Source organism: Aestuariirhabdus litorea (assembly GCF_003864255.1).
Lineage (GTDB): Bacteria > Pseudomonadota > Gammaproteobacteria > Pseudomonadales > Aestuariirhabdaceae > Aestuariirhabdus > Aestuariirhabdus litorea.
This window is the reverse complement of sequence record NZ_QWEZ01000002.1, coordinates 234,905-251,651: the sequence shown is the minus strand read 5'-3', so window position 1 is coordinate 251,651 and position 16,747 is coordinate 234,905. Positions and strand designations below refer to the sequence as shown.

The window sequence follows — 16,747 nt, the reverse complement described above, 5'->3', positions numbered from 1 at the left end:
GGCAGGCCCGCAACCGTTGATATTGCTTTGCGTTTGTCGCTTCGCCAACTAAAAGATAGCTGGTACTACCAGTTTTTGGTGGTTCCGGACCCTTTAATAAGCGTATTTTTATAATAAATACAAATAATTATGATTTTTTTCAGTCCGATGGTATATGTAAAGGGTCGACTGGTCCTACCACTTGAGAAACGGAGCGCAGTACCATGGAATCCAGAACAGTGACCACAGCCCAGTCGATTGCCCGCCGACTGGAGCAGCTGATTGCCGAAGGCAGTCTGGTACCGGGAGAACGGATGCCGTCGGAGCGCCAGCTCTCCGAGCGCCTGGGGGTGTCCCGTACCATATTGCGGGAGGCGCTCAAGGAGCTGAAGGGGCGTGGCGTCATCTATACCCAGCATGGACGGGGCTCCTTTGTGGCAGAGATGCTGCCGGATGTCAGCCCCGACAGCACGCTGGGCCACCTCTACCAGGACCACCCCCGCACCCTCTACGACCTGCTTGAGGTGCGTGAGCTGCTTGAAGCCGAGGCCGCCGGGTTAGCCGCCGAGCGCGGAACCAACGAGGACCTCTACCGCATCACCAAAGCCTTTGAGGCGATGCTGATCGGACAGCGAAACGCCCTGGACCCGCAGGCGATTGCGCGCCTGGATCATGCCTTTCACAACGCCATCAGCGATGCTTCCCATAACCCGGTGCTGATCCATACCCTGCAAAGCCTGAACCGACTTACCCTCAATACGGTGCTGTTGTCGGTCAACAACCTTTACCACCGAGCTCCCCAGAAGCAGCAGATCGACCGTCATCATCGCCAGCTGTACCATGCGGTGACCAGCCGCCAACCGGCCTGGGCCCGCAAGGTGGCGGCCCAGCATATTCGCCACATAAGGGCGCGAATGTTTGAGCTGGAGAGTGACAAACAGGGGTTGAAACGGGTGCCTATCCAGGGCCAGGGGAAGCGGGGCCCGGAGTCGCAGGTGCTGAAGGTGGACGGGCTCGATTGACCAACGTCAAGGTGGGCGTTGAACGCCCGGGCAGGATCAGGGGTACTCGGCCAGTGTTATCCTGAGTGTGCGATCTGTCTCAAACCGCTTTCTCCCCTCGCCTGCCTTAAGCGGAAATCAGGTGCTAAACTCTGGCGCCTGATCCTATGAGAGGCAGGCCAACGGAGCCCCCACCCCCATGCTTGATGCCATCAACCGCAAAATACTGATCGCCCTGCAGGAGAATGCGCGCATCTCCTTCGCCAGGCTCGGCGAGCGGGTACATCTGTCGGCGCCGGCGGTGGCCGAGCGGGTGAGAAAGATGGAGGCGGCTGGGATCATTACCGGTTACGGGGTCACGGTCGACCTGGACTCACTGGGTTACCCCATTGTGGCGCTGGTGCAGTGCAAGGTGTTCCGTTCAAAGGAGCAGGAGCTCAAGGCCTTGATTCTGGAGCGGGATGAGGTGATTGAGTGCTATAACGTCACCGGCGAGCAGGCTTTTATCCTCAAAGTGGCGGTGCAATCTCTGGCCCTGCTCGATGACTTGCTGGAGGAGATTTGTGCCCTTAGCGATACCAACACCATGGTGGTGCTCAAGGAGCCGGTACACCGCGCCCTGCCCGGCGGCTTTCGCTAAGCCGCGCGGGACTGGGCGCAGGGGTGATTAACCCTCACCCTCGGTGGCCAGCGCCCGCTGGCGTCCTACGGGCCACTGGCTGATCAGCATACCCATCAGCATCAGGCTGCAGCCCAGCAGTTGTTTGCTCCCCATCGACTCCCCCAACAATAGCCAGCCGCCGATCACGGCAAACACCGCCTCAGTGGAGAGGATCAGTGCCGTTACGCTGGGCTCCACCTTGCGTTGCGCAATGATCTGCAGGGTGCAGGCGATACCGCTGGAGGCAATGCCGGCGTAGAGCAGCGGCATCCAGGCCGCCTGGAAGTTGGTGAGGCTGGGGGACTCCGTAGTGATGGCAAACAGTGCGGCCAGAACGGCCGCCACCCCAAACTGGCAGATGGAAAGGCTGATGGCGTCTACCTTGCGTGACAGCCAGCCGATGATCAGAACGTGGGCGGTCCAGAACAGGGCGCCCACCAGCTCGAGGAAGTCACCGTAGTTGACCTTGAAGTCGGGACCGATGGTCAGGCTGTAGAGCCCCAATACGGCCAGCACCACCCCGATCCAGGTTTGGGGGTTGGTGCTTTGACCCAGCAAGGTACCGACGATGGGCACCATGACAATATACATGCCGGTGATAAAGCCGGCGTTGCCAGCGCTGGTGTGAAGCAGGCCGATCTGCTGGAAAGTGAAACCACCGAACATGACACAGCCTGCCAGCAGCCCGCCGATCCAGAGGGTTCGGCCGTGGGGCATTTTACCGCGACTCATGATAAGCCAGAGCGGAACCAGCGACAGGGCACCGAGTACGAAGCGGGCGGCGTTAAAGCTGTGGGGCTCCAGGTAGTCCATACCTGCACTCTGGGCCACAAAGGCGAACCCCCAGATGGAGGCAACACTTATCAGCAACAGGTGCGAAGGGGTAATAGCAAACACAATTATCTATCCTGTAGTCGGCGGTTAGGGGAGGGCTCTATTGTAGGGTGTGGCGACCCGTGGATGGGAGAGACAGCCTTAAGAAACGAAGGGAAAAACCATCAAAAAGAGGCTTTAAAGGCTTGGTCTACTTAATAAAACAATGTTTGAGTGGAGCCCTTCGGAAAAACTGGGATATGATGCGGGGCAACGGACGGTTCTGTAGCCGTCCCCTGTGCAGGGATGGCGATGAACCTCAGGCTCCGTTTTTTTATCTTTAGTGCCGTGCTGGTGGTGTTGGCGGTTGCTGTCGCCTGGGTACCGGTCCGCCAACTGGCGGAAAGCCTTATTGAGCAGTGGGCGGTGCGCTACGCAGAAAAGCAGGTCCTGTACGACAAGGTCCGTACCCTGCAGCCGATTATTCGCGAAATCACCCTGTCACGACAGTTCGCCGATTCCCGCATACTCAAGGAGTGGGCCAGGAATCCGGATGACCCCGATCTGTCGGCGCAGGCCATTGCCGAGATGGAGAACTTCCGGCTTAATTTTTCCGATCGCAGTTACTTTGTTGCCCTTCTCAAGACGGGTCGCTATTACCACAATAATGCGGACAACGAGTTCGCCGGACAGCCGTATCGTTATACCCTCAACGCCGCTCGAGAGAGGGACCGCTGGTTCTATAGCATTGTGGATCAGCAGCGAGACCTGCACCTGAACGTCAACCTGGACCACAATCTGGGGGTCACCAAGCTGTGGATCGATGTGTTGATGCGCGACGGAGACGATATACTGGGGGTCGTGGGCACTGGCCTTGACCTTACGGGCTTCATCGAGCGAGTCGTTAAACAGGTGGAGCCCGGCATCACCAGCCTGTTCGTGGACCACGAGGGGGCTATTCAGGTTTACCGCGACCAGAGCATGATCGATTTCTCCAGCGTTAGTCGCCAGGATCAGCACAAAACCCTGGAGTTACTGTTTGACCGGGAGTCTGATCGTAACGCCATGCGCGATGCGATGCGCCAGCTGGAGGACACAGAGTCGCGGGTCATCAGCCAGTTCGTGGAGATCCAGGGCCAGCGCTTTTTAGCCAGTGTGGCCTATCTGCCAGAGGTCGGCTGGTATGAGATCATGCTCATGGACCTCAATGTGCTGCTTCCGCTGAGCAGCTTTAGCGGCATTCTGCTGTTTTACATGCTGGTGTTGGTGGTCGCCCTGTTGCTGTTTCACCTGGCGCTTGAGCGCTACCTGCTGGCGCCCCTGGTCCAGCTGGAGCTGGCCATGAACCAGGTGAGTGAGGGGACCTATCGCGAGGAGCAGTTGCCCAAGGGGTCCCGGGGCGAGGTCGCCCGACTGATCGAACACTTTCGCAAGATGGCGTACTCGGTCATCAGCGCCCGGGAGGAGCTTGAACGCAAGGTGTTGAAGCGAACCGAGGCTCTGGAGCATCTGAGCAAGACCGACCCCTTGACGGAGCTTTTAAACCGGCGAGGTATGACCGAGCGTCTCGAAGCGGAGGTGAGCCGGGGGGAGCGGGTGGCGCGCAGCTTTGGCATCATCTGGATCGACCTCGACCTGTTCAAGGAGATCAATGACCAGTATGGGCACAGTGTTGGGGACCAGGCCCTCAAGTCGGTTGCCCGTAGCATCGAGTCGGTGCTGCGCGCCTACGACTACGCGGCCCGTTGGGGAGGGGATGAGTTTCTTATCCTGATCGATACCTGCGACGAAGCGCTGCTTAATGCCGTGGGGGAGCGTCTGCGTGTCTCGGTCTCCCGACAGGGTTCACTGCGGGATTCCAGGGGGCAGCAAATAAGGATAGAGGTCAGTGCCGGTGGCTACGTCGCTCACAGCGGTGAAAGCCTCGACTCGGTGTTGAACAAGGCGGATCATGCCCTGTATGCGGCCAAGCATGCTGGGCGCAACTGCTTCTGCAACTACAACACCCTTGAAGATACAGTGTTAAGCCCCTCCTGATCGCGACTGGCTTGCCTGTTTCCGGCATTGGTTTATGATCGGCGCTCGACTCGATAACCTGCATACCCGCGGCGGACAAACCGATGCTTGACCATTTCCAGTGGTGGCCCTTCCTGTTGGCGATTACCGCCCTCACTCTGACCCCTGGGCTCGATACCCTGCTGGTGATCCGCAACGCCGCCCGCGGTGGCTGGCGCGATGGGTTGCTGACCAGCACCGGGATCTGCTCGGGCCTGTTCGTGCATGCCCTGATCTCGGCGGCGGGGCTGTCGGTGATCCTGCTGGGCTCAGCCCAGCTGTTTCTGCTGCTAAAGTACGCGGGAGCCGGTTATCTGGTGTGGTTGGGTTGGCAGAGCCTTCGCACCGCCTGGCGGGCGCGGGCGCTCGCCCTGCCCGAGATTGCCCCCCAACGGGTACCGATGCAGCAGTCGTTGCGGGAGGGGTTTCTCTCTAACGTGCTCAACCCCAAAACCATTATCTTCTACATGGCGTTTCTGCCCCAGTTTATCGATCCACAGCAGTCGGCGATGGGCCAGTCGATGGTGATGGCCGCGATCCACTTCCTGATCGCCAGCCTGTGGCAGGGGGCGTTGGTGTTGCTGGTGGGTCGTGCGCGGCTGTGGCTGGCCCGACCGAGGGTGGGCCAGGTGATGAACGGTCTCACCGGCCTGCTGCTGGTGGGCTTCGGCGTTCGCCTGGCGCTGGAACGTTAACCCTACCTAGAGTGGACCGAAGCGCTCCAGGCAGGTCAGGTAGAGGCGGGTATCCAGTTCGCGCTGGGGGTAGTCGGGTTGCATATGGCAGCACAGCTTGTAAAACGCACGGTTGTGCTCGGCTTCGCGAAGGTGGGCCAGCTCATGGACCACAATCATCTCCAGCATGGGGGAAGGTGCGTCCCTGAACAGCGAGGCGATGCGTATCTCCCGTTTGGCCTTGAGCTTCCCTCCCTGGATCCGGGAGATTCGGGTGTGCAGTCCCAGCGCCTGGTGGAGTACATCGATACGATCGTCAAACACCACTTTGCTGAGGGCATTCGACTGCTTCAGGTAGCGCTGTTTGATGCCAAGGGTGTACTCGTACAAGCTCTTGTCGGTACGGATCGCGTGGCGCTGCGGGTAGCGCTCGCGCAGCCAGTCGGGCAAGCGGCCACTCAGCACCAGTGCGCTGGCCTGCTCAACCAGTGCCGGTGGGTAGCCTTGCAGATAGCGCAGTGGGGTGGATGACATTTCGGAGCGTGCCCTAAAGGTTGCCATTATGCCATAGCCGGGGTCAGGGCGTCCCTCGGCGGTGCCAGTGACGTGCGACCCAGCCGTAGAGGGCCAGGTTGATCAGTAGCGCTCCCAACCCGAGCCATTGCTGGATCTCCGGGGTAAGGCCGGCAGGGTAGATCAGCGGAAGCAGGTAGTGGTCAATGAAACCGCCCTTGTAGCCGGCCTCGCCGGCAGCCTGGCGGAACCGGTTCTCGAGGGGGGTCAGGGGGCAGATCCAGCCATTGAGCTCCAGCATTACCACCCAGACGATGGCCGGCAGATGCAACAGCAGTAGCCAGGGCCAGCGCAGCAGCAGTATCGCCCCCAACAGGGCGAACAGGATAAACAGCAGGTGAAGGATCAGCAGCAGATCGGCAAGCATACGGGGGTCCATAGGTATGCAGTGTAGAGGAGAGTCCCTACAATGGAACTCTGGTTGTCAGCATCCACAGAGGTGTCCATTGCGCGCGTTAAAGCTTTTGTTCTACTCCCGTAGCGGACAGTCAAGCCGCTGGATCGAGGCGCTACACCAGGCGTTACCCGGCGCGGAGATCCGCCTTTATGGCGAAGCCACCAGCGACTGGCAGGCGGACTACGCCCTGTTATGGCAGCCACCGCCGGAGCTGCTGCGCTCACAGCGCCGGCTGCGGGGCATCTTCAATCTGGGGGCCGGGGTAGATGCCCTGCTGGCCAACCCCGGCCTGCCGGAGGAGGTGCCGATCTACAAGTTGCGTGATGCGGGCATGGCGGCCTGGATGCTCGACTATATCCGCTACGGACTGCTGCACTTTGGTCGCGATATGGATCGCTACCGTGAGCAACAGCGGCTGAGGTGCTGGCAGCCCAGGGAGATTGGCCATCGAGCCCAGTGGCCTGTGGGGGTACTGGGGTTGGGGGCTCTCGGGAGCGAGATCGCAGCCGCCTTGAGCGTGGAAGGCTATAGCGTCAGCGGTTGGAGCCGTACCCCCAAGTCAATCCCGGGTGTCGACTGCTACGCCGGTGAAACAACTTTGGCCCCATTCCTCTCCCGCTGTCGGGTGCTGGTGAGTATTCTGCCGGCGACGGTAGACACTCGCCATCTGCTCAACCTCGAGCGACTGCAGCGGCTGCCTGAAGGGGCGGTGGTCATCAGCTGTGGCCGAGGCGAAGTGCTGGATAGCCAGGCCCTGCTGGCGCTGCTTGACAGCCACCACCTGCGCGGTGCCCTGCTGGATGTGTTTGAACAGGAGCCGCTGCCCACCGACAGCCCCCTCTACGACAATGAGCGCCTGATTATTACCCCGCATATCTCCGCCCCGACACCGATCGAAGGGGCCATCGAGCAGATTGTGGAGGGAATAGGGCGGCTGGAATCAGGGGCCCCCCTGCCCGCGGTGGATCGCCAACGGGGCTATTAAAGTGTAGGGAGAGCACGGCAACTGGGGGATACTGGACGCCGGGCACAGGTTGATGGTGAGTCGGGAGCAGGGAGGTTGGATAGGATGGAAGGTTTGGGACGCTGGTTAATGGTGCTGTTGGCGGGGTTACTGGTGGGGTGTGGCAGCAGTGCGCGCATCACAGACGCCTGGATTGACCCCGCCCTCGAGCAGCGCAGACTCGATGGGGTCATGGTCATTGCCGTTGCCGGCGAAGCACCGGATCACCATCAGCTTCGCGTCGGCTTTGAAACGGCGATGGCGGCGGCACTTGAGCAGCAGGGGGTGCGCGCCGTGGCCAGCCATACCCTGATTCCTGAGCACCCGAAGCGGGCCCGGGTCATTGCGGCGGCCAAGGCCAACTCGCTTGCCGCGGTGCTGGTGACCCAGTATGCCGGCACCCTTGAGCAGCCGGTCTACCATCCGGGCACGGACTATTACACGGTGGTGCCGTTGTACGATGCCAGCACCGGGCGCGACGTCGGCTGGGGCTGGGGGCAATGGATTAACGTCTATTCCGATCCTGCCGTCTGGACCAGTAACAACCGGGTAACCCTGATCTCCGACCTCTATCGGGTGGAGGGTGAGAAGCGGGTCTGGCAGGCGGTGTCGACGGATATGGAAACCGGGTCAGTGGACCAGCTGCAGCAGGATTTTATCCGCGCCTTTGTCGACGAAATCCTCAAGCAGGAGCTGCTGGCGCACTAGGCGGGCTTCAGCAGCTCCGGGTCAGCGCAACAGCAGCAGGGGGACGCCGCTGTTGCTGACCAGCCTGGAGGTGTTGCTGCCGACAAAAAGCTCACGCAGCCGTGAGTGGCCATAGGCCCCCATCACCATCAGCTCGATCTCCTGCTCACGGCGAACCCGGTCCAGCTGCTCCTGCAGGGAGCCCTCCAGTAACAGCCCCTCCACCTGATGGCCGGTTTCCAGCAGACGGGCAGTGGCCTGCTGCAGGCAGCTACGGTGGCTGTCGGTGTCGCTGTCGACCATCACCAGGATACCCTGCATCGATTTGAGGAGGGGGCTGCTGGCGATGCGCTGGATCGCCTGGTTAGCACTGTCGCTGCCGTCGTAGGCGATCAGGTAGCGGCTGGGGGGGGTAAACTCTCCTACGGTGACCAGGATCGGGGTATGCAGCGCTCGCACCACGCTCTCGAAGTGAGCACCCAGGGCGCGGGCATTGATGTCGTGGTCGTGACCGAGACGGCCCATGACGAACAAGCGGGTGTTGGTTTCGCACTCGAGCAGGGTTTCCAGCAGGGCACCATGGCGCTGGCTGAGCAGCACCTCCGAGGCCCCCAGCGCCTGTGCCCGGGCACGGGCCTCCTCCAGCAGGTGCCTGCCGTGTTCGAGGGCCAGGCGGGCGCGCTGCTCGTCGAGGCGGGTAAGCTCATCGAGCAGCTGCTCCCGGCTGCCCAACCCAATGGCGCCGGAAAGATCTTCCTTGGCCGGGGTGTGGGGTTTTTCCAGCGCGTGCAGCAGGGTCAGGGGCACCTCCAGGCAGGTGCTGGCCCAGGCAGCGGCATCGCACACCGAACCGGAGATGGCCGAGCCGTCGATACAGGCGGTGATGTGGGTCATGGTTGCGCTCTCCGATAAGTCCATTAATGACCGGCTACTATTTTTTCGATCTCGTCGGGCTTGTCATAGACCCCGAAACGATCGACCACGGTGCGGGTCGCATCGTTCATGCCGATCACCTCAACCCGGGTTCCCTCTCGACGGAAGCGAACCACCACCTTGTCGAGTGCGGCGACCGAGGTGATATCCCAGAAATGAGCCTGGGAAAGGTCGATTGTGACATGCTCCACCGCCTCCTTGAAATCGAAGGCGTTGCTGAACTGGTCGGCCGAGGCAAAGAAGACCTGCCCAATCACCTGGTAACGGCGGGCACTGCTGTCACTATCCAGCTGGTTCCTGACCACCATAAAGCGGCCGATCTTGTTGGCGAAAAAGAGTGAGGCCAGGAGGACGCCGACAAAGACGCCAATGGCCAGGTTATGGGTCGCCACCACCACCGCCACCGTGGTCACCATCACCAGGTTGGTCGATAGGGGGTGTTTCCTGAGGTCGCGCAGGGACTCCCAGGAGAAGGTGCCGATGGAGACCATGATCATGACGGCCACCAGCGCCGCCATAGGGATCTGCTTCAGCCACTGGTCAAGGAACACCACCATAATGAGGAGCACGAAGCCGGCGGTGAAGGTGGAGAGACGTCCGCGCCCGCCCGATTTCACGTTGATGACCGACTGCCCGATCATCGCGCAGCCCGCCATGCCGCCCAGCAAACCCGCACCAATGTTGGCGATTCCTTGCCCCTTGCACTCACGATTCTTGTCGCTGGGGGTGTCGGTGAGGTCATCGACGATGGTGGCGGTCATCATCGACTCCAAAAGGCCCACTACGGCGAGGCCGGCGGCGTAAGGAAAAATGATAGTGAGGGTCTCGAAGGTGAGGGGCACGTCGGGCCAGAGGAACACCGGCAGGGTATCGGGCAGCTCACCCATATCGCCGACGGTGCGGATATCCAGCCCCAGGAAAATGGCAACGGCGGTCAGGCTGAGAATACAGACCAGCGGCGAAGGAACCGCCTTGCCGATCCCGGGCAGCAGAGGAAACAGGTAGATGATGGCGAGGCCGGCGGCGGTCATGGCGTAGACGTGCCAGCTGACGTTGGTCAGCTCCGGCAGCTGCGCCATAAAGATAAGGATGGCAAGGGCGTTGACGAAGCCGGTCACCACCGAGCGGGAGACAAAACGCATCAGGCTGCCCAGCTTGAGGTAGCCGGCGCCGATCTGCAGCAGGCCGGTGAGCAGGGTGGCGGCCAGCAGGTACTCGAGACCGTGCTCCTTGACCAGGGTGATCATCAACAGGGCCATGGCACCGGTGGCGGCGCTGATCATACCGGGGCGGCCACCCACAAACGCGATCACCACGGCGATGCAGAAGGAAGCGTAGAGTCCCACCTTGGGGTCAACGCCGGCGATAATGGAGAAGGCGATCGCCTCGGGCACCAGGGCCAGGGCGACCACAAGCCCCGCCAGCAGGTCGTTTTTGATGTTGGAGAACCAGTCCCGTTTGATGGTGTCGATCATCGGCAATCACTGTCTATCTGGGCGATGGGCCGCCGATCCGGTTGGCGGGCAGCATCGGCTTTGAATGGGGGGCGCCGGCAGCTGGTGGGCGCGAGTATGACCGCAGCGCTATGGGCAAGGGCAAAGCCAGCAGGTAGCGCAAAGTGGTCAGGAGTAGGGGGGGCGCATACTACGTGAGATTGAACGGGCTGTAAATCGTACAGCGGTGGGTGGAGGCAGCGGTCCGCTGGCCCGCGCCCAGCAGGCGTCGGCTTCAGGGGGCCTCGTCGGCCTCCCGCAGCCGTTGCAGGCGTGCCTGCTCGGCGGCGAAAGCGGCCTTGATCTCCAGCAGCACCGCATCCACATCGGCGGCCTTCTGGCTCTCCTTGAAGCGGCCACTCAGTTCGCTGTCCGGGGTCAGCTCACCCGCCTCGTAGAGCGCCCAGATCTCCTTCGCGTACTGGGTCTCGAGCAGCTCGGGGGCGTACTGGCCGTAATAGTCGCGCATGTTGTTGAGGTCGCGCTCAAGCATCCACTGCGCGTGGTTGTTGGCAGCGGCATCCACCGCCTGGGGCAGGTCGATGATGACCGGCCCGTCGGGGTCGACCAGCACGTTGAACTCCGACAGGTCGCCGTGGACCAGCCCCGCGCAGAGCATACGCACCACATCACGGACGATGCAGGCGTGGTCTTCCAGTGCCTGCTCGGCGGACATGGAGACATCGTTGAGACGAGGCGCGACGCCGCCTTCGCCATCGGTGATCAGCTCCATCAGCAGTACCCCATCAAAACAACCGTAGGGCTGGGGCACCCGCACACCGGCCTCTGCACAGCGGTAGAGGGCGTCCACCTCGGCGTTGTGCCAGGCATCCTCCTGCTGCTTGCGACCAAACCGGGAGCCCTTCTCCATGGCACGGGCTCGGCGGCTGTTGCGTACCTTGCGCCCCTCCCGATACTGCACCGCCTGGTGAAAGCTGCGCTGGCTGGCCTCCTTGTAGACCTTGGCGCAGCGGGTCTCGTCACCGCAGCGCACCAGGTAGACCGAGGCCTCCTTGCCGCTCATCAGGGGGCGAAGCACCTCGTCAACGAGGCCATCTTCGTACAGGGGTTGAATGCGCTTAGGGATCTTCATGGCGGCCCTTATACAGGGAAGGCGATGCGGATGGAATAGGTAGGCGGAAAAAATTGGCTGTTTAGTGATCAGCGGGGTGCCGGATAGTTGTCAAAGGGAATTGGGAGGTGAGATGATCAACCGTTCTACCCTTCAAGGACGATCGATGGACAGCATCCTGATTATCTGCGGCGCCGAACGGGCGGGCATCTCCGAGGGCCGCTACAACCGCTCCCTGGCCGCTGCTGCTGAAGCGCTGTTGGGTGAGCACTACCGGCTCCTCACTACCTCCATTGAAGCGGGCTACGATGTCGAACAGGAGCAGGAGAAGTTCCGCCAGGCGCAGGTGGTGATCTGGCAGTTTCCTGTCTTCTGGTTCAACTGCCCTGCCTCGGTCAAGCAGTACATCGACCGGGTTTTTGCCCACGGGGTCTTCTTTGAGCGCAAGCTCCCCTACGGCACCGGTGGCCTGATGGGTGGCAAGCGTTACCTGCTCTCCACCACCTGGAATGCGCCCGAGAGCGCCTTTGCTGACCCCGCTACCTTCTACCAGGGTGCTACGCTGGATGATGCGATGATCGCGATGCACCAGGCGCACCGTTACGTGGGTATGGAGGCGTTGCCCAGCTTTGCGGTCTATAACGTGGTACGCGAGCCTGATTACGAGCGGGCCGAGCAGCGCTGGCGGGATCATCTACGCCGATTGCTGTTGAGCTGAGGGGGTGATGCCCCTTAGCGTGAAGGAAAAGGAGGTCCTATGGCCAGGTTAAGCACCCGCCAGGTGGTGTTCAGGATTGTGCTCACCATCTCGCTGGTGGAGCTGGTGATCATGTTGCTGTTGCCGCATCTGCCGCAGGCGTGGAGCAATTACCCAGTACCACTGATTGACACCCTGCTACTGGCGCTGTTGACGACGCCGGTCATCTATCTCTGGGTGATCCAGCCCTTTGTATTGGCCCACGACCGGGTGCTGAGCGAGGTGAACCGACTGGCCAATACCGACCCCCTGACCCACCTGGCTAACCGTCGCTTTCTGTTTTCCCGAATGGAGCTGTTGATCGATCAGGTGGGTAGTAACCGGATCGGGGGAGCGGTGCTGCTGATCGATCTCGATGGCTTCAAACAGGTGAACGACCAGTACGGTCACCATGCGGGGGATGCAGTGCTGGTAGAGGTGGCCAAGCGGTTACGCTCCGAAATTCGGGGTGAAGACCTGGTGGGCCGCCTCGGTGGCGATGAGTTTATGGTACTTATCCACCGCTTGGGGGCTGACGAAGGCAAGGCCCTTGTGGCGGCCCGGGGAATAGCCGACAAGCTGATCGAAAGGGTGGCGCAGCCGGTCCTGATTGATGGCACGGAGATCCGGGTAGGGGCCAGTGTGGGCGCCTGCCTGCTTGGCTTCGGCGCCAGGCTCGACGCTGAGATGATCACCCGCCAGGCCGATGCGGCCATGTACCGCATCAAGGAACAGGGGGGGAAGGGGGCGTTTTTGTTTTCCGAATAGCCGGGAAAAACCTATGGCTAGCGGGCTCTTTGGTTAACCCCTTCGGTTAAGGGTTAAAGGTGGTGCCCGGAGGCAAGGTCTTGTGAAGCGGCGAACCACCGACAGGGGGCTCAATGCGCAGACACAAAAAAGCCCGCTATGGCTAGCAGGCTTTTCGTTAACCCCTTCGGTGTAGGGTTATATGTGGTGCCCAGAGGCGGAATCGAACCACCGACACGAGGATTTTCAATCCTCTGCTCTACCGACTGAGCTATCTGGGCGACGGGGCGCTATTAAACCGTTCAGGCTGCGCCGAGTCAAGGGGGGGTGAAAGTTTTTTTGGGCCCTTAACGGGGTGGCCAGAAAACACCCACCTGAAGGCTATTTCTTCTCGGGAACGTAGCCCTCGGCCTCTTCGAAGGCTTCACCGGCAAAGTAACGGTCCATCTGCTCCATGATGAATTTGCGGTCGGCGGGGTTCATCATGCTCAGCTGCTTCTCGTTGATCAAACGGGTCTGGTGATCCTGCCACTCCTTCCACGCCTGTTCGCAGATGTTTTCGTAGATCCACTGGCCCTTGGCGCCGGGGTAGGGGGGCAGGGCGAGGCCCTCGGCCTCCTTTTTCAGTTTGGCGCAGAATACGGTGCGGGACATGCTGTTCTCCTCGGTGGGGTGGGGGACTTCGGGCAACGGTAGACCCGGTGTCAGAGCTGGTTGGCCAGCTTCTCCAGCAGCATCTTGACCGGCGCCGCCAGCCCCAGATCCTGCGGTCGATGCATGTTATACCAGAGCCAGCGCCCCTCTTCCATGACCTGCGCGGATGGGCGCGCCAGCTGCGCCACTAGCGGGGTGATCTCCAACTGGTAGTGGCTGAAGGTGTGGATAAAACTTTCCCAGCGCTGGGCCGGGTTGATCTCCAGCTGCCAGCGCTCGCCGGCGTAACCCACCGGGTCCGCCTCGGGGGGCAGCTCCGGCAGGCTCCAGAGTCCGCCCCAGATGCCGGTGGGCGGGCGCTTACCCAGCAGCACCTCACCCCCCTCACTGACCAGCATCAGCAGGTGGCTGTGGCGCAGGGGTTTGGGCTTTGCGGCCCTGGGCTCGGGGTAGGCGGTGGGATTGCCGCTGCGCTGGGCGATGCAATCGGTACGCAGTGGGCACTGGTCACAGCGCGGCCGGCTGCGGGTACAGAGCGTGGCCCCCAGGTCCATCATCGCCTGGGTATAGTCGGCGAAGCGCTCATGGGGGGTGTAGTGTTCCGCCAGTTGCCACAGCCGTTTGGCGGTGTCGCTCTTGCCGGGCCAGCCGCTGACCGCTTCGAAACGGCACAGCACCCGCTTGACGTTGCCATCGAGGATCGGCGCGCGAACCCCCTGGGCGATGGCGGCGATGGCGCCGGCGGTGGAGCGCCCAATGCCCGGCAGCTGCTCGAGGGCTTCCACCCCCTGGGGGAACGCCCCCAGCTCCTGGATCTTTTTGGCGGCGGCGTGCAGGTTGCGGGCCCGGGCGTAATAGCCGAGACCGGTCCAAAGATGCAGCACCTCATCTTCTTGAGCTGCCGCCAGCGCATCGACGGTGGGGAAGCGCGCCATAAAGCGCTCGAAGTAGGGAATCACCGTGGCCACCTGGGTCTGCTGCAGCATGATCTCGGAGACCCAGACCCGGTAACTGGAGATCTGCTGCTGCCAGGGCAGGTGTTTGCGCCCGTGCTGGTCGAACCAGGCCAGCAGGGCGCGGCTGAAGGCGTCGGCACTGATCATCATTGCAGCTTGTCGAACAGCCCTTTGAGACCGCTGCCCAGCTTCTCTTCCAGCTTTTTGTTGATCTTCTGCTGCACCTCCTGGCCAGCGATCCCTGCCACCACCGCGCCCATGCGCTGGCTGTCGATCCCACACAGGCGCTTGTCGCCGACGAAACTGCCGTTGCAGCGCACCGGCCAGGCGATGTTGGCGTACTTCTCGTTGATCTGGCAGGCTTCGTCCTGATCCGCCCCGTTGCCGACAATGGTCAGCCCCAGGCGATAGTCGAGGGCTTTGGCGGGCAGGTTGATTTCGCCATCACCGCTCAACTTGAGATTGTCCATGGCGGCGATCAGGTCATTGTTACCGGCGACGCCGTTACGGATGTTGAGGCTGCCGCCCAGACTGCGGAAGGGGGTCTCCTGAGGCCAGCTCTGCTCGGCCAGAGTCTTCTTGCGCACGCTGGCAACCGCGCGGCACACCAGTTGGTTGAGGTTGGTGCCCAGCAGGGCGCCGTCGTCGATTGAGAAGCGGGTGGTGCCGTTGAGGCTGTTAACCAGTTTGCGCTGGCTGTTGCCACGGGCATCCAGCCGGGTGCTGATGTTGGCGCGCCCCCGGGCGGCGGGTTTATCGGGGTTCACCAGCTTGAGCACCTCGCTGATATCGACCTTCTCCATATCAACCGTTGCGTTGAGGCTGATGGGGCTCTTGTTGAGGTCGAGGCTGGCGGTTTTACTGAACTGGCCGTCGAAGGCTCCGCCCTTGAGCTGTTCCAGTTTAAGCAGGCCATTACGGGCACTGAGTTTGAGGCTGGCGTCGCTGATGGTGACGCCGCTGGCAACCAGGCGGCCAAGTTGCAGCTCGCCCACCAGGTCCAGCGCACTGAGGGTTTCCACAGGTAGTAGGGGGGAGTCATCCCACTCGCTGCTGGCGGCAGCGGCGGGGGGGGGGGTGGCCGGAGCGGAGGCTTCTCCCTTCCCCCCCTTGGCCGGGGCGGGCGGCAGGTAACGATCGACGTTGAGGCTGTCACCCTTAAGGCTGAAACGCAGCGCCTGGTTGGCAAAAGAGGGGATAGCAATGCGGCCGTTAAAGCGGCTGCCATCGAGGCCGAGCTGGAGCCCGGACAGTTCGATGGACTGGTCGCTGCCGCTAAGCTGGCTGCTGAGGGCGATCGCCTTGAGGGCCGCCGGGTCTTGAGTGTCGAGTGCCGGCTGGCCGAGGGTGCTCATCAGCGCCTTGAGGTCGAAGGCCGGCAGTTGCAGGCTGCCCTCGTAGCGCAGCGGCTGCAGGGCGGTCACCTTGAGATCGGCGTTGGCGGTCAGGTTGGCGAGCCCCAGGCTTAGCGTGTCGAGCTGAATGCGACCCTCGCCGAGCTGAGCGTCGATGTTGCCTGCAAGGCGCAGGGGAACCGACTTGCCACCGGTGGTGGCGCCGCTGAGCTGGCTGTCCAGCACCAGCTGCTGCAGACGGTAGTGCTGACGGGCGAGATCAAGGCTGGCCTCGGCAGTGAGGCGGGTCTTGAGGCTAAGTTCGGGATCGCGACTGTCGAGGTTAAAGTTCAGCTCCAGTGGAAAGGGCTGTCCCGGCTCGATAGCACCGGTCAGCAGGCTCATCTGTTCGAGGCGGTACTCCTTGCCCTGTTGCTGGTCGAGGTAGTGCAGAGAGATATCGCGAATACGGATCTCGGACACGCTGAGACGTATTTCGCCGCTTCCCCCTGCCGGCGTTTGCGCAGCGGCTGGCTGGTCAGGGGTATCGGGGGTGGCGGTACTGGCGGTGCCCAGCCCTGAAGGCGGTTTTGGCACCCAGTTGGCTTCCCCCTGGGGGGTTTTCACCAGCTGCAGGTCCAAGCCATCGAGGGCCAGGGCCTGCACCTCCACCTTGCCTCCGAGCAGGGGCAGCAGCTTCAGCGCCATCTGCGCCTGCTCAAGCCTGGCGAGGGGCTGGCCCTGATTGGCCAGCGAGACCTGCTGCAGGGTAAAGCCGAGGGTGGGGAAGATGGAGAGGCCGATCTCGCCGTCGATCAGCAGCTCCATCCCACTCTGCTCGCGCACCAGCTGTTGCAGCTGCGGCTTGTAGTCGTTGGGGTTTACCAGCAGGGGAATGATCACCAGGGCGGCAACCAGCAACACAATGGCCAGTAGCAGGGCGATCAGGCCGGCTTTGAGCAGCGCTTTCATGGGAGGG

17 protein-coding genes and 1 tRNA gene are annotated in these 16,747 nt (G+C 61.9%); 8 read left to right on the top strand and 10 right to left on the bottom strand.

Going from position 1 to position 16,747, the window contains the following annotated elements; all coding sequences use genetic code 11:
* Positions 1-203 precede the first annotated feature (203 nt).
* Positions 204-1,001, top strand: a complete 798-nt coding sequence (locus D0544_RS11190; protein WP_125016168.1) for an FCD domain-containing protein — start codon at positions 204-206, stop codon at positions 999-1,001.
* Between the two features lie 178 nt (positions 1,002-1,179).
* Positions 1,180-1,620, top strand: a complete 441-nt coding sequence (locus tag D0544_RS11185; protein ID WP_125016166.1) for an Lrp/AsnC family transcriptional regulator — start codon at positions 1,180-1,182, stop codon at positions 1,618-1,620.
* A 27-nt stretch (positions 1,621-1,647) separates the two neighbouring features.
* On the opposite strand, the gene D0544_RS11180 is transcribed toward D0544_RS11185, so the two are convergent.
* The gene (locus D0544_RS11180; protein ID WP_341538854.1) at positions 1,648-2,538 is read right to left on the bottom strand and encodes a DMT family transporter; all 891 of its coding nucleotides are present in this window, start codon (positions 2,536-2,538) and stop codon (positions 1,648-1,650) included.
* Between the two features lie 228 nt (positions 2,539-2,766).
* Between D0544_RS11180 and D0544_RS11175 the strand changes: the two genes are divergently transcribed.
* Positions 2,767-4,491 carry a GGDEF domain-containing protein gene (locus D0544_RS11175; RefSeq protein WP_125016164.1) on the top strand — a complete coding sequence of 575 codons (1,725 nt, stop codon included), beginning with the start codon at positions 2,767-2,769 and terminating at the stop codon, positions 4,489-4,491.
* Positions 4,492-4,574: 83 nt separating this feature from the next.
* Positions 4,575-5,204, top strand: coding sequence for a LysE family translocator (locus tag D0544_RS11170; RefSeq protein WP_125016162.1), 630 nt, complete (start codon positions 4,575-4,577; stop codon positions 5,202-5,204).
* A gap of 6 nt (positions 5,205-5,210) precedes the next feature.
* On the opposite strand, the gene D0544_RS11165 is transcribed toward D0544_RS11170, so the two are convergent.
* Positions 5,211-5,717: a M48 metallopeptidase family protein gene (locus tag D0544_RS11165; RefSeq protein WP_125016160.1), complete on the bottom strand. Its 507-nt coding sequence runs from the start codon at positions 5,715-5,717 to the stop codon at positions 5,211-5,213.
* A gap of 43 nt (positions 5,718-5,760) precedes the next feature.
* The gene (locus D0544_RS11160; RefSeq protein ID WP_243647323.1) at positions 5,761-6,123 is read right to left on the bottom strand and encodes a DUF2784 domain-containing protein; all 363 of its coding nucleotides are present in this window, start codon (positions 6,121-6,123) and stop codon (positions 5,761-5,763) included.
* Positions 6,124-6,202: 79 nt separating this feature from the next.
* On the opposite strand from D0544_RS11160, the gene D0544_RS11155 reads away from it, so the two are divergent.
* Together D0544_RS11155 and D0544_RS11150 are read left to right on the top strand one after the other, a co-directional pair.
* A complete protein-coding gene (locus D0544_RS11155; RefSeq protein WP_243647322.1) occupies positions 6,203-7,138 on the top strand; it encodes a 2-hydroxyacid dehydrogenase in 936 nt (311 codons plus the stop codon).
* An 84-nt stretch (positions 7,139-7,222) separates the two neighbouring features.
* Positions 7,223-7,864, top strand: a complete 642-nt coding sequence (locus D0544_RS11150; protein ID WP_125016154.1) for a DUF4136 domain-containing protein — start codon at positions 7,223-7,225, stop codon at positions 7,862-7,864.
* Between the two features lie 21 nt (positions 7,865-7,885).
* Here D0544_RS11150 and D0544_RS11145 read toward each other — a convergent pair whose 3' ends face one another.
* From D0544_RS11145 to D0544_RS11135, 3 genes are all read right to left on the bottom strand, one after another.
* Positions 7,886-8,737, bottom strand: coding sequence for a universal stress protein (locus D0544_RS11145; RefSeq protein ID WP_125016152.1), 852 nt, complete (start codon positions 8,735-8,737; stop codon positions 7,886-7,888).
* 23 nt (positions 8,738-8,760) lie between these two features.
* Positions 8,761-10,251: a SulP family inorganic anion transporter gene (locus tag D0544_RS11140; protein WP_125016150.1), complete on the bottom strand. Its 1,491-nt coding sequence runs from the start codon at positions 10,249-10,251 to the stop codon at positions 8,761-8,763.
* A 253-nt stretch (positions 10,252-10,504) separates the two neighbouring features.
* A complete protein-coding gene (locus D0544_RS11135; protein WP_125016148.1) occupies positions 10,505-11,362 on the bottom strand; it encodes a PA4780 family RIO1-like protein kinase in 858 nt (285 codons plus the stop codon).
* A 112-nt stretch (positions 11,363-11,474) separates the two neighbouring features.
* On the opposite strand from D0544_RS11135, the gene D0544_RS11130 reads away from it, so the two are divergent.
* Both D0544_RS11130 and D0544_RS11125 read left to right on the top strand, forming a co-directional pair.
* Positions 11,475-12,059, top strand: a complete 585-nt coding sequence (locus D0544_RS11130; protein WP_125016146.1) for an NAD(P)H-dependent oxidoreductase — start codon at positions 11,475-11,477, stop codon at positions 12,057-12,059.
* Between the two features lie 39 nt (positions 12,060-12,098).
* Positions 12,099-12,845, top strand: coding sequence for a GGDEF domain-containing protein (locus D0544_RS11125; RefSeq protein ID WP_125016144.1), 747 nt, complete (start codon positions 12,099-12,101; stop codon positions 12,843-12,845).
* Positions 12,846-13,029: 184 nt separating this feature from the next.
* Here D0544_RS11125 and D0544_RS11120 read toward each other — a convergent pair.
* From D0544_RS11120 to D0544_RS11105, 4 genes are all read right to left on the bottom strand, one after another.
* Positions 13,030-13,105, bottom strand: a tRNA-Phe gene (locus D0544_RS11120).
* A 100-nt stretch (positions 13,106-13,205) separates the two neighbouring features.
* Positions 13,206-13,478 (bottom strand): oxidative damage protection protein, encoded by a 273-nt coding sequence (locus D0544_RS11115; protein ID WP_125016142.1) that lies wholly within the window; start codon positions 13,476-13,478, stop codon positions 13,206-13,208.
* Between the two features lie 50 nt (positions 13,479-13,528).
* Positions 13,529-14,584, bottom strand: coding sequence for an A/G-specific adenine glycosylase (mutY, locus tag D0544_RS11110; protein WP_243647321.1), 1,056 nt, complete (start codon positions 14,582-14,584; stop codon positions 13,529-13,531).
* Entirely contained in the window at positions 14,581-16,740 is a 2,160-nt protein-coding gene (locus D0544_RS11105; RefSeq protein ID WP_125016140.1) for an AsmA family protein, read from the bottom strand. The genes mutY and D0544_RS11105 overlap by 4 nt, the downstream gene beginning before the upstream one ends.
* Positions 16,741-16,747 lie beyond the last annotated feature (7 nt).